Genomic DNA, 13,652 nt, shown 5'->3' on the forward strand with positions numbered 1-13,652 from the left:
ATCTAGAAGCTACTTTAAAACCCTTTCTTGTACACCTTCCATATAAAAGTTAGCAATATATAATTTATATACAAAGAATAATAGTTTTAAACTAAACTTAGCTTCATTCTTTATAATGCGCTTAAAAATAAAATTACAATTTTTAACTAAAAACTGTATACAATATTTTTTATATTTGGGAACAGCATCCCTATTTTTCACTGGCTCTAAATATTTAAAATTCCCAAAGAAGTTAATTATCTCAGGATGTTTTTCTAATAATATAGGCATATTATATTGAGCCAAGCTTTTTATTCTTTTACAATATACTGGTAAACTTATTCTTTCATCAAAATGATGTACATCCCCATCCTTATTTATTAAACTAATCTCATAACCATTTCTAAATAATCTATAGCCAAACTCAATATCTTCGGATCCCCAATACTTAAAATCTTCATCAAATCCTTGCGATTCTTTTAAATTCTCCATGCGGATACTTAAATTAGCCGTAGTTACATATACAAATTCCAAGTTTATTGTATCTTCCCCATATCTTAGTCTAATATTTTCCCTCTGTTCTCTAAACTGATCAAAGGAATTATTAGATTTGCTAGGGAAATAGATCGCTCCTATTCCCAATCCCTTCTTATTATTCATATGAAATTTAACATGTCTATTAATAAATTGATTGGTAATAGGTACACAATCTGAATCAAGCATTATGACTAATTCATTCGAGCTATTCTCAATTGCTTTATTTCTAGTTTTACTTCGACCGCTATTTTTATCATTGACAAATAATTTTATATTCTCATAGTTATCAACAAACCCTTGAATTACACTAACACTTCCATCAGTAGATGCATCATCAACTAAAATAATCTCATACTTATTTTTATCGTAATCTTGCTCAATTAAAGAGTTAAGCACTTGTTCAATTATACTCTCAGAATTAAAAACTGGTATAACAATACTTACAGATAACATTTAAAATATTTCACTCCTTTTTAAACCATACTAAATCGTACTATTTAAACGTGTTCTATTATTTTGATAATTCCAATCTATAAAAGCAAAGAATAACCAAATCTCATACTTAATTTCTAAATTTATAAAACTAAATACTGATATAAGAACAAAAATCAGGCAAAATCTTAGCATCTTATCATTTTTTGTTATTTGATTAGCCACTTTACAAGAATAAAAGAAGTACAGTAAAGCTCCTATTCCCCCCTGTACTAACCAGTTAAAAAAACTAGATTTAATAGCTAATCCTTTGGTTGTACCCATTAATCTTTGTAATTCATCTAAATTAGGTGAAACATTAAATAATGTAAGAAATATCTCTCTTAACAATTCAGTTATCCCCTGAATACTCTCTGCTAATAAAACGATATAAACACCTGTACCAACGCCTAAAGGGTTCGTAATAAATACTTTTATTGCTACCATAAATAAACCTAGTCTCGTAGAAACTGATGTGTATTTTTCAATATCACTCATAAGAGAAGAATAAAAATCATCCTTTAAAATCATAAAAACTAAAGCTGTACAGCATAACAACAAGAAGCTGAAAATAACATTTTTCATACTAATTCTAAATATATTAATAGAATTGAATACAAAAAAGATTAGACTCATTACAAAAACAATAAAAAAGCCTTTTGAACCGGTGAGAAATACATAGGCAAGTAATGACATTATTATGGTTATCGTATATAATCTAGCTTTAAAATTATTAAAGAGTTTTTTTACTAAATATAAAGTGAGAATACTATATATAAGATAAATTGTTCCAGTCCAACTACTCTCCACTGTCAATAACCTAATTCTATAGTATGGCTCATCAGATGAATGAAGCCACATCCACGCATTTGGCATACTAAAATATTCTAAGGCCATAATAATATTTAACATCATTAAAGTCACAAAAAATGCTCTAAAAATGATCCTAATCTTAATTATTGAAAAAAGTAAATAACAATGCCTATAAAAAAGAAATATTATTATGAAATAAATTTGTCCCTTTATAAATTTCAAGAAAATATCTTCATTTAAGTATACGTATACTCCCTTTAAAGAGTATACAAAAACATATATAATTCCTACACAAAACACATAAATAATATACATAAATAAGTATTTTTGTAGTTTAGTTATATTTATCTTCTTACACTTAATATTTAATATTTCTCCCATAATGAAGAAAGGTAATAATAAAAAGATAGGGGAGCGACCTACCTCCCCTATCTTATTAACCAAGAAAAAATCTTGATATGTTACTAAAAATAATAGAAATGTTAGATATATAAAACTAAAAAATCTTAAGATCAACATAATCCCAGCCTTTTAAATAAAACTTATTTACACAATGTCTCAATAAATTCAGTAACCCTCTTACAATTCTCATCAGTGTATTTATTAAAATCCTGTAATTTTTTATATTCCTTACTCTTATTAAAATACTTTTGACTCCAAACAAGATTTAATAGTTCATTCCAGTTATCCGCTTTTGGATATTCAGAAAGTAAACCATCATAATCATAATAAAAATCTTTAAAGTTCTTTTTATATTCATGATAATCAAAGGGTGCAAAAATTATATCCCTTTTAGTTAAATAGAAATCAAAGAATACACTCGAATAGTCCGTTATTAAAACATCGGTAAATGTTAATAAGGGATATGGGTCCGCCTCTTCGTAGACAACTATATTACTATGCCCTTTTAATATATCTTTTATAATACCCAGTTCTATAAAATGTGGTTTGATAATTAATATACTATTCTCCTGCTTTAATCGTTGATTAACCTTAATAGCATCAAATTCATAATCATCCAGCAAATTAACTATATTTTTGTTAGTTCCATGCCTATGCGTAGGTAACCAACTAATCACCTTTTCATAATTGGATAATTCATGTAAAAACTTTTTATTATTTGTATACTTCTCGTTAAGTAATTCTGGGTGTAATAATATGTCATTTCTAGGTTGTCCTAAAGGGATCACCTTACTTTTCTCTAACTTAAATGCCGTACTAAAATTATTAATTAAACATTCTGCAGATACTACTATATAGTCAGTTCGCATATAAAATAAATATGGAAAAATAAAATAAAATATTGATTTTAATCTATTTTTCGAAGGCGAATTCAATTCTGCATCCCTATCAAATCCTAATTTCTTCAATGGTGTCCCATGCCACAACTGAATTATTTCCTTCCCACCATGCAATGGTGGGAACATATCATTAATTTGATGTGATAAAACTAAATATTCAGATCGCAATAATATATAAATACCTTTAAAAGTATAAAGATATAAAAAATTATTAGCACTCATTTCTCTATACAATTCTTTATTTTTAGTTATCCAATAATATTGAAAGTTAGGTTTATTTTGATTGAGATATAAGAATAGATATTTAGGATTATCTGCAAAATGCTTCCCTAGTGATCCACCTATTACAACTAGATTTTTCTTTTTTGGAAAAAGTATTGATAATAAATATATAGGAAAAAGTAAAATGTATATTAATGTCAAAAGTTTAGTTTGCATGTTATACCTCAATTCTTTTACTTTTGTTATTTCTAAGTATTATTTTTCTAACCCCATAATACCTAATTGATAATATAACTAGCTGTGTCACTATTAAAATACTGGCAACCACATAAATATTTCCTAACTGTATTAAAAGTAATAATAATACAATGTGCACTAGTGAGCCAGCTAATACACTATAATTGGGATACGTAGAATTTCCAAATGCCGCTAATAAAGGGTAACCAATTAGCATACTAGGAATAGAAATAAAACAACTTACTAACATAATATTAAATAGTGTTACACTAACCTGATAATTCGCTCCGAAAATAATACTAATAGCTTGCTCACTAATAATAAAGGCTACTAAGCATCCTACCACACCTAAAACCATTACAATTTTAAATATTTTATTAAACATTTTTAAATCTCTAGTTTTTGCCATAAAGGGATATATAGCATCCACTACTGTCGATATAACCATAGCAATAACATTAATTAATTTTTCTGCAATTGCATAATAACCAGCAGCTGCTTTTCCTAAGAAGATTCCTATCAAAAATGTATTTGTTATCGTATATAGACTTACTGATGCTCTTGATACGAAGAATTGAGCACTATCTTTCAATGCTAATATCACTTCATCTCTTTGAGGTAATTGAAAACGCATATTAAACTTTCTGAATGCCACAGATATACCTAATATCCCTGAAACTATAAAACCTATGGAATTTAGGATTGGCACAATATATAAATCATTTGCATCCTTAACTAGTATAAAGGTAAACAAAGTAAAAATTAATTTTGAAATAACATTTAATAGAGTAGAGTACTGCATTACCTCTAAGCCTTGAAATAACCATAGTGGAAATAGTGCGTTACCAATTACAATTCCAAAATTATATAGATATACATACCAGTATTCACTAAAACTATGGTTCAACATTACTATACTTACCAATACAACAAAAGAAATTATAACCAATGCTAACTTTATAATTAAAACTGAATTAAATATTTGCTTTAACTTCTCTGGATCTTCTCTGTATATAGATACTTGTCTCGTTGCGGATAAATTAAAACCAAAATCCGTCAGAATAACAAAATATTGTATAAAAGACTGTGCGAATACAATTAGGCCAAAACCTTCCGGCTGTAATACTCTACTTAAGTAAGGAAGGCTTATTAATGGCAGTAGTAAATTAGCCATTTGCATTAGAAATAAAAAAATAAAATTTTTAGTTAGTTTATTATGCATATTTATCATACTCTCGTATCATTATTAGTTTGTAAATTGTAATTCTGTTTTAATTTGCGTAGTTGAGACCCCTTCAGTTCTTGGCAAATATACCACCTTACAGTATTCCTTTAAAAAATCAAATTCTCCCTGCCAATCATCACCCATAACAAATATGTCTATATCATGATTTATTACATCTGTTTTTTTTTGCTCCCAATTCTCTTCTGGTATTACTTCGTCTACATATTTAATTGATTCCAACATTAATCTTCTTTTATCATAGGAAAAATAAGATTTCTTACCTTTCAACTCATTAAATTGATCTGTAGATATTGCTACGACCAGATGTTCCCCTAATTCTTTTGCTCTCTTAAGTATATTTATGTGTCCATAATGCAACAAGTCAAAGGTACCATAGGTAATTATTTTTCTTTTCATTTTTTTAAACAATCTCCTTTGTTTCATAATTATAAAGCTTTACTATCCTCAAACATCTATCTTTTAAAAGGCATCTTTTGACCCTAACAAAACCTTTACAGTCTTTAACAAAATCTTAACATCAAAAATCAAATTCCTATGTATAATATAATATAGGTCTAGCTCAACCATTTGTTCAAAACTTAAATTGCTTCTTCCACTTACTTGCCATAAACCAGTGCAACCAGGCGTTACCATAAGCCTTTGCTTATCATAGGTCGTGTATTCTTTGACTTCTCGTAATAAAGGTGGCCTCGGGCCAACGAGACTCATATCTCCTTTTAATACATTTATGAGTTGTGGAAGTTCATCTATACTTGTTTTCCGTATAAACCTACCTATATTAGTAACTCTTGGATCTTCTTTCATTTTAAACATAGCGCCAGAAACTTCATTTTGATTTAATAAATCCTTTAATTTTTCTTCTGCATTAACTACCATAGATCTAAACTTGTACATATGAAATTCTTTCCCATTTTTACCGACTCTAATTTGCTTAAACACTATCGGTCCCTTAGGATCTTCAATTTTAATCATTATTGCTATAATACAAAAAATTGGAGCTAATAATATTAGTCCTACTAGAGAACCGATAATATCCATAAATCTTTTAATTATCAAATATCCTTTACGGGAATTTAGCTGCTCCGAATCAATTCCCTGAGAATTTTCTTTCATCGAATTTTCGTTTGATATTTTTGCTAACCTCAAGCCCTCCCACCTCACTTTTATAAATATACATCTTCTTTTTTTACAACTTCATTCATGTATTTCATTAATTCTTTTTTAAGTTCTTCGTGTTGCAGTGCCATCTCAATAGTCGTCTTAATAAACCCAAATTTCTCTCCAACATCATAACGAGTTCCTTCAAAATCATAAGCAAACACACGTTGAATTTCATTTAACCGTTGAATCGCATCTGTTAACTGAATCTCTCCACCAGCACCTGTTTGTTGGTTCTCAAGAAACATAAAAATTTCCGGTGTTAATATATAACGACCCATAATTGCTAGATTAGATGGTGCTGTACCTTCTGCTGGCTTCTCTACAAATTGACGTACTTGATAGCTGCGGCCATTCTGCTCAATTGGATCGATAATACCATAACGATGTGTCTCATTCTCTGGCACCATTTGTACACCAATAACTGACGACTGTGTACCTTCATATTGATCCATTAGTTGGCGCAAACATGGTGTTTCCGCTTGGACAATATCATCCCCAAGTAATACCGCAAATGGTTCATTTCCGATAAATTTACGTGCGCACCATACCGCATGACCCAATCCTTTAGGTTCTTTTTGTCTTATGTAGTGGATATTAATTTTTGAAGAAGCTTGTACTTTTTCAAGTACTTCATGCTTTCCTTTTTCTAAAAGGTTTTGTTCTAGTTCAAAAGAGTGATCAAAATGATCTTCAATTGCACGCTTTCCTTTTCCAGTAACAATAATAATGTCTTCAATTCCTGATTCTATCGCTTCTTCTACTATGTATTGAATTGTCGGTTTATCGACGATTGGTAACATTTCTTTCGGCATCGCTTTCGTCGCTGGTAAAAATCTTGTCCCAAGACCAGCGGCGGGTATAATCGCTTTTCTTACTTTTTTCAAATCTAGTCCCCCCAAAAAAACATTATTTTATCTATATGTAGCAATAACAAAAAAACCCTACCTATAGAGTCATATTTATAACTCCATAGGTAGAGTTTCTAAGTATAAATAAATTATGGGCATCTAACCCATCCTCACGTCACACTCCCGACGACAAGCATCTAAGGTAGGTTGAAATATAATTTCTACCCACAGCACAACCGAGTGCCCCCGTTGATAACGGTTAGGAGACATCACCTGTTCTTTATTTAAAAAATACCGAACAATTTTTTACGACGAATTTGTTCTGGATCTTCTTTATAAATTGCTTTTCCGCTAATTAATAAATACGGATTTTCTTTTAAATCGCTCATAACGTTCATTCCAAATTCTTTTCCGATTAATTCATAGCTTCCTGCTAAATGAAATCCTCTTGATGTTGTGTTATGTGCATCAGATGCAATCATATGTGTTAAATTATGTTCCACAAGTTGGAGTGAGAATTTTTTTATCTTTTTACCGAACTTTCCAAGTAAACTACCTGCCGTTACTTGTGTTAATGCACCTTTACTTACAAGGTTATATAACTTATCTGGCCGCTCGATTAACTCGGCATTACGTTCTGGGTGAACGATAATTGGAATCATTCCTTTTACACGTAGTTCATATAATAGTTGTTCTGTATAACGAGGTACATGATTAGATGGAAACTCAATTAATATGTATTTATTCGTTTCGTTTAAGGTAACGATTTTACTAGCTTCATAGTCTTCTAATAAATTACCATATAACCTGACCTCTTGTCCTGGTAAAATTTTCAGTGGAATTTCATTTTGTTGTAGTTCATCATTTAGTTGTTTTACTTGATGAATAATTGAAGTACGTTCATTTGTATATTTCCCGTTTTGATGATGTGGTGTTGCAACAATTGTATGAATACCTTCTTCAACTGCTTGTTGCGCCATTGCTAAACTATCTGTTACTGTTTGTGCACCGTCATCGATGCCAGGTAAAATGTGACAATGTAAATCAATCATTTGCTTCATCCTCCCTATCTCATATAAAAATCTTTTTTCCCTTGAATATGAGACAACTCATATTCAAGGGAAAAAAGGAGATATGTTTCTATCATATCTCGCTTCTCTAATTAGTTTGCACCATAATAATAATATAAGCCTTGTTCACGTTCACGATCGTTCAGAACAACGCCTAACAATTTACCTTTTGCAGATTCTAATAATCCTTTTGCTTTTACCGCAGTTTCCTTTTCTGTCGATTCACTACGAACAACAAGAATGGATGCATCACATACATTTGCCATAATTTGCGCGTCTGTTACAGCTAAAATTGGCGGTAAATCAAAAATAACTAAATCATACATACTATACGCTTGAGCAAGAAGTTCTTGCATTGATTTCGAACCTAATAATTCTGCGGGATTCGGCGGGATTGGGCCACACGCTAAAAAGTGTAAATTATCTACATTTGTCGTTTGTATACACTTCTCTAAACGTTGACTATGCGTTAATACATTCGTTAATCCGACGATATTATCTACTTGGAACATTTGATGCATCGCTGGTTTACGCATATCCGCATCAATTAACAATACTTTCTTTCCTTGTTGAGCGAAAACAACTGCCATATTTGCTGTCGTTGTTGTTTTCCCTTCACTTGGGTTAGCAGACGTTACCATTAACGAATGTAAATTCGTATCAACAGATGCAAATTCGATATTCGTTCGAATATTACGATATTGTTCTGAAATTGGTGATTTCGGTTGTTGATGAGCAATTAATTGACGACGTTGACGATGATTTTTTTTCTTTTTAAATAAACTATTAAGAGCCAATTGTTTGTCCCCTCACTTTTCTTGATGATGGAGCATGCGATTTCACGCTTGCTGTTTCTTCATCCATACGTGCTACAATACCTAACACCGGTAAGCCAAGTAAGCTTTCTACATCTTCTTCTTTTTTCACTGTGTTATCTAAGTATTCTAGTAAGAATGCAAGACCAACTGAAGCCATTAATCCAACAACGAAAGCAATTGCTACGTTTAACATCGGGCGTGGTTTAATTGGAGATTGATTTTCCGCAACTTCTGCTTTTGACAATACAGTTACGTTATCAACATTCATAATTTTTGCAACTTCACCTTTAAATACATCTGCTGTTGCATTTGCAATATCACGAGCTAACTTCGGATCTTTATCCTCCGCTGTAACAGAAATGACCTGTGAGTCTTTTTCGTTTGCAACATTAATCTTTTCTGTTAAAGCTTGTGCAGTCATATTTAAATGTAATTTTTCATTCACTTGGTCTAAGACTACTGGACTTTTAATAATGACCTTATATGTATTCGTTAATTGAATATTTGTTTGAATTTCACCAGCTTGAATCATTGCACCCTCTTGCTTTTTCTGGTTAACAAGAATTTGCGTTGAAGATTGGTAGATTGGTGTCATGAAGAAGAAGCTAATGATAGCACTTACAATAGCTGCACCAAAGGCGATTACGAGGATCATTGCTAAACGTTTTTTTAAGATATAAAATAACTCTTTTAAACTAATTGTTTCTTCCATAAGTTCCTCCAACTTTCTAAAATTTGCACATAAGAAAAATTATAACATATAATCTTATATTTTTTTATTTTAGTAATATCTATGTACGATTGTTATTTGAAAACATATATAATCTTACAAAATAATCTTAAATATGACAACACATTCCATCAAATTTCCAAAATTCCTATTATATCATTTTTTTTATATAATCCAATATATAACTTTAAAATAATTCAAAAAAACTGGTAAAAACACTTACCAGTTTTAAAAATTACTATTTTACACATTATTTTCTAATAATATCCATATTGTTTTTGTTCTTCTTTTTTATCATTTAAAACGACGCCAAGTAGTTTTCCAGATGCTTTATCTAATATTTGTTTCGCCTTTATCAGTTTATCTTTTTCTGTTTTTTCACTACGAGCTACTAATACAATTCCGTCGCATTTATTTGCGAGTATTTGTGCATCTGTAACGGCTAGTACAGGTGGTGTATCGATTAAAATGACATCAAACATCTTATATGCCTCTAGAAGCATTTCATCCATTTTACGGTATCCTAGTAGTTCTGCTGGGTTTGGCGGGATTGGGCCTGCTGGCATGACATATACATTATCTATATCTGTTTTTTGAATACATTGCATAAACGAAGCCTGTCCTGATAATAAATTTGTTAAACCATTTGGATTGTGAACCGCAAATAAGTTTTGTAATGTCGGCTTACGTAAGTCCGCCCCAATTAACAATACTTTTTTCCCTTGTTGACCAAAAACAACTGCTAGATTAGAAATAGTCGTTGTTTTCCCGTCTCCTGGATCTGCTGAAGTGACAATAATAGAACGAATATGGTTATCTACAGATGTAAATTCAATGTTCGTACGAATGTTACGGTATTGTTCTGTAATACGTGATTTAGGCTCTTTATGTGTAATTAATTGTCGTAATGGTTTTCTTTTCTTTCTTCCGAACATGTTCTAGTCTCCTTTTTCAAAATGCGACCTTTTCCCTTTTTCTCTTTTATGCTCGATATGCTACGCCTATTTTTCATTTACTTCTACCGTTAAATTTCCCCATTACTTTCCTCTACAGTTCATCATAACGAATCATAATAACCTTTGTCCTATCTCATAACCTCTATAATGTGACAACGGCATCTCTATCTTTATCGCGCTATCATTCATCTTGATTCCAAGATATTTATAGCGTCATTATATACAAACTCCCATTAATTTACAATTAAATTTCTGATTACTCTGCATTTTAATATTTCAAACAAAAAATATAGTAATTAAAAAAATCCGTCTGCATATTACAGAAGGATTTTTTTAATTACTATCTATTCTTTCTTATCACCAATTGCAAATGTAATTTCAGCTTCACACGCAACTTCACCATCCACAGTTGCGATTGCTTTTCCTTTTCCGATTGGGCCACGTACGCGCGTCATTTCTACTTCTAAACGAAGTTGATCACCTGGGCGTACTTGTTTTTTGAAGCGACAGTTGTCGATACCTGCGAAGAAAGCAAGTCTCCCGCGGTTTTCTTCTTTCTTTAATACAGCAACTGCACCAACTTGCGCTAATGCTTCTACAATAAGTACACCAGGCATAACTGCATAATCAGGAAAGTGTCCATTAAAGAACTCCTCGTTTGCAGATACATTTTTAATTCCAACCGCTCTTTTTCCTTCATCCACTTCTAATATTTTATCAACAAGTAAAAATGGATAGCGGTGTGGAATGATTTCTTTAATTTGTTCTATATTTAGCATGTAACAATCGCCCCTTTTGTAATATTGGTCTTACCACTTGGACATATTGTTATTATCCCATTTTGTTTATTATTTGTCATTATAAAGTAACACTTTACTCTCTATTATAAAAAAATGCATACACTCTATTCCATTAAAATAGTTGCACTTCCCAGCAACTGACACGGAGGTAGAAAAGAGTGTATGCCCAAATTAGGGAAAGGCAATATGTATTTAAACATTTTTTGCCTTAATGTCGTATTCCGAATCATTATATTACATACGTTTTCAAATAAGAAAACATTAAATTTAACTGTATATACGGATATATCACCTTATTTCTTTATTTTCCTCTATTTTTCTTCCGTTTTCGTAAAAAATTAGAATTAAAAAAATCAAAAAAAAGAACTAAGGTTTTCCCTTAGCTCTTTCTCGCTTTATTTCAATGCACGACGTGGTAATTTATCGATATTCTCTAACATAATACCTGTACCAATAGCAACACATTGCATTGGGTTTTCAGCGATTAATACTGGTACCTTTAATTCTTCTGCTAGAAGCATGTCGATACCGTGTAATAAAGCTCCACCGCCTGTTAGAATAACACCACGGTCGATAATGTCCGCAGATAGTTCTGGTGGTGTACGCTCTAGTACGCCTTTTGCAGCTTGTACAATGATAGCTGCGTCTTCTTTTAGTGCTTCTGTAATCTCTTCAGAGCATACTGTAATTGTACGCGGTAAACCTGTTACCATGTCACGTCCGCGAATTTCAAGCTCTTCACTACGTGCACCTGGGAATACTGTACCAACTTTAATTTTAATATTTTCTGAAGTACGTTCTCCAATTAATAGCTTATACTTACGTTTAACGTAGTTTAAGATTTCCATATCAAACTTATCGCCAGCCATTTTGATAGAGGAAGAGGTAACAATATCACCCATAGAAAGTACGGCAATATCTGTTGTACCTCCTCCAATATCAACAACCATGTTTCCGCTTGGCTGGAAGATTTCCATACCAGCACCAACTGCGGCTACTTTTGGTTCTTCTTCTAAAAATACTGTTTTACCACCTGAACGTTCAGCAGCCTCACGAATTGCTTTTTGTTCTACAGATGTGATATTTGTTGGACAGCAAATTAAAATGCGAGGTTTTGAAAAGAAGCTCTTCACGTCCAATTTGTTAATGAAATACTTTAACATTGCTTCTGTAATTTCGAAATCTGCGATTACACCATCTTTAAGCGGACGAATTGCTACAATATTACCAGGTGTACGTCCCACCATACTTCTTGCTTCTTCACCTACTGCTAATACTTTTCCACTATTACGATCAATTGCCACAACAGATGGCTCATTTAATACAATACCCTTACCTTTAACATGAATTAATACGTTAGCCGTACCTAGGTCAATTCCGATATCTCGCGCAAACATTCCCGTCATTTCCTCCTCGATATTCAAAATCAGGTTACACCCGAATTCTTTTACACCTAATTTCTGATTTTATCATAAATTTAACAGAAACGTAATATTCGCAAAAAGAATTCTTCTGAAAAATATTACCGAATTCACAAGGAATGTTTGCTATTTTAGATTTATTGGCGCACAGGGTTTTCTATATCTTCTTTTCGGTACTTTTGCTTTGTTGCTTCTCCACCTCTTAAATGACGAATAGACTTATGATAATCAAGAATTTCTTTCACTTCATTTGCCAGCTCTGGATTTATTTCTGGCAAACGTTCTGTTAAATCTTTATGGACTGTACTCTTTGATACCCCAAACTCCTTTGCGATTACACGCACTGTCTTTCTTGTCTCCACGATATACTTGCCAATCTTGATAGTTCTCTCTTTGATGTAATCGTGCACACCACTCGCCTCCCTAAATTGGATGTGAGAAGTGTGAAATGAGACTCGCTGCATACGACTATGAAGTAAATGTGAGTGCTGTTTGTAAGCGTTAAACATTCTTGGATTTATAATGAAATGATTCACGATTTCTCACCTCAAACACTCTCTTTGCATTGGTTTATACCATTGTATTGCCCGCACTACTGATATATGCTACATGTTCACTATTTTTGCGGACTAAGTTAAGAAAAATTACGTTTTTTTGTGAGAAATACGTTAACGATGACAATTATGGCGAAAAAAAGTGACACCTCTTTATAAAAGGTGTCACTCTTCTCTTTCATATTCTTCTTCTAACAACTGATGGTGGGGGACTTCTTTCTTACCGGCAATATAATAATATAAAGCGAATAAAACAAACAATAAAATGATAGCAATCGACAGAACAGATAAAAATGACACAGTATCCCCTCCCTTTTGTAATATATATTCGAGAATCTCGTCATTTTTCCTTGTTATTGCAAATTTTTTCCCGAAATTGATTATTTTTATATAAAAATAAAGTGAAACTTTAATCAGTGGGAGACGGTTCATCTCCCACTGATTATTAGCCTTCACCAATCGGGCGTTTACGGGCAGTTGATTCCCAC

The 13,652-nt window shown here is 31.9% G+C and carries 15 protein-coding genes; all 15 read right to left on the reverse strand.

Translation table 11 applies throughout. The annotated features are described in order from the left end of the window. Nucleotides 1-9: 9 nt before the first annotated feature. Nucleotides 10-969, reverse strand: a complete 960-nt coding sequence (locus tag QCI77_RS26685) for a glycosyltransferase family 2 protein (protein WP_353825694.1) — start codon at nucleotides 967-969, stop codon at nucleotides 10-12. A gap of 30 nt (nucleotides 970-999) precedes the next feature. Further along, the gene (locus QCI77_RS26690) at nucleotides 1,000-1,902 is read right to left on the reverse strand and encodes an O-antigen ligase family protein (RefSeq protein ID WP_353825695.1); all 903 of its coding nucleotides are present in this window, start codon (nucleotides 1,900-1,902) and stop codon (nucleotides 1,000-1,002) included. A 440-nt stretch (nucleotides 1,903-2,342) separates the two neighbouring features. Next, nucleotides 2,343-3,539 carry a CDP-glycerol glycerophosphotransferase family protein gene (locus tag QCI77_RS26695; RefSeq protein ID WP_353825696.1) on the reverse strand — a complete coding sequence of 399 codons (1,197 nt, stop codon included), beginning with the start codon at nucleotides 3,537-3,539 and terminating at the stop codon, nucleotides 2,343-2,345. Nucleotide 3,540: 1 nt separating this feature from the next. Beyond that, a complete protein-coding gene (locus tag QCI77_RS26700) occupies nucleotides 3,541-4,791 on the reverse strand; it encodes a flippase (RefSeq protein ID WP_353825697.1) in 1,251 nt (416 codons plus the stop codon). A gap of 15 nt (nucleotides 4,792-4,806) precedes the next feature. Further along, nucleotides 4,807-5,202: a glycerol-3-phosphate cytidylyltransferase gene (gene tagD, locus QCI77_RS26705; RefSeq protein ID WP_353825800.1), complete on the reverse strand. Its 396-nt coding sequence runs from the start codon at nucleotides 5,200-5,202 to the stop codon at nucleotides 4,807-4,809. 63 nt (nucleotides 5,203-5,265) lie between these two features. Further along, nucleotides 5,266-5,952, reverse strand: coding sequence for a sugar transferase (locus QCI77_RS26710; protein WP_353825698.1), 687 nt, complete (start codon nucleotides 5,950-5,952; stop codon nucleotides 5,266-5,268). Between the two features lie 17 nt (nucleotides 5,953-5,969). Further along, a complete protein-coding gene (bpsC, locus tag QCI77_RS26715; protein ID WP_353825699.1) occupies nucleotides 5,970-6,851 on the reverse strand; it encodes a UTP--glucose-1-phosphate uridylyltransferase BpsC in 882 nt (293 codons plus the stop codon). A 248-nt stretch (nucleotides 6,852-7,099) separates the two neighbouring features. Continuing rightward, a complete protein-coding gene (locus tag QCI77_RS26720; protein ID WP_353825700.1) occupies nucleotides 7,100-7,867 on the reverse strand; it encodes a tyrosine-protein phosphatase in 768 nt (255 codons plus the stop codon). Between the two features lie 110 nt (nucleotides 7,868-7,977). Next, the gene (locus QCI77_RS26725) at nucleotides 7,978-8,682 is read right to left on the reverse strand and encodes a CpsD/CapB family tyrosine-protein kinase (protein ID WP_341308148.1); all 705 of its coding nucleotides are present in this window, start codon (nucleotides 8,680-8,682) and stop codon (nucleotides 7,978-7,980) included. Continuing rightward, the gene (locus QCI77_RS26730; protein ID WP_353825701.1) at nucleotides 8,672-9,415 is read right to left on the reverse strand and encodes a YveK family protein; all 744 of its coding nucleotides are present in this window, start codon (nucleotides 9,413-9,415) and stop codon (nucleotides 8,672-8,674) included. The genes QCI77_RS26725 and QCI77_RS26730 overlap by 11 nt, the downstream gene beginning before the upstream one ends. Before the next feature lie 275 nt (nucleotides 9,416-9,690). Further along, nucleotides 9,691-10,368: a CpsD/CapB family tyrosine-protein kinase gene (locus QCI77_RS26735; RefSeq protein ID WP_353825702.1), complete on the reverse strand. Its 678-nt coding sequence runs from the start codon at nucleotides 10,366-10,368 to the stop codon at nucleotides 9,691-9,693. A gap of 365 nt (nucleotides 10,369-10,733) precedes the next feature. Further along, nucleotides 10,734-11,168 (reverse strand): 3-hydroxyacyl-ACP dehydratase FabZ, encoded by a 435-nt coding sequence (fabZ, locus tag QCI77_RS26740; RefSeq protein WP_000931959.1) that lies wholly within the window; start codon nucleotides 11,166-11,168, stop codon nucleotides 10,734-10,736. 416 nt (nucleotides 11,169-11,584) lie between these two features. Continuing rightward, entirely contained in the window at nucleotides 11,585-12,586 is a 1,002-nt protein-coding gene (mreB, locus tag QCI77_RS26745) for a rod shape-determining protein (RefSeq protein WP_002130035.1), read from the reverse strand. 161 nt (nucleotides 12,587-12,747) lie between these two features. Further along, nucleotides 12,748-13,020 carry a sporulation transcriptional regulator SpoIIID gene (gene spoIIID, locus QCI77_RS26750; RefSeq protein ID WP_033709588.1) on the reverse strand — a complete coding sequence of 91 codons (273 nt, stop codon included), beginning with the start codon at nucleotides 13,018-13,020 and terminating at the stop codon, nucleotides 12,748-12,750. A 309-nt stretch (nucleotides 13,021-13,329) separates the two neighbouring features. After that, complete coding sequence (locus QCI77_RS26755) at nucleotides 13,330-13,464, reverse strand: hypothetical protein (protein ID WP_002016211.1); 135 nt, start codon at nucleotides 13,462-13,464, stop codon at nucleotides 13,330-13,332. Nucleotides 13,465-13,652: the final 188 nt, after the last annotated feature.

Source organism: Bacillus cereus group sp. MG9, from assembly GCF_040459995.1.
GTDB classification, from domain to species: domain Bacteria; phylum Bacillota; class Bacilli; order Bacillales; family Bacillaceae_G; genus Bacillus_A; species Bacillus_A mycoides.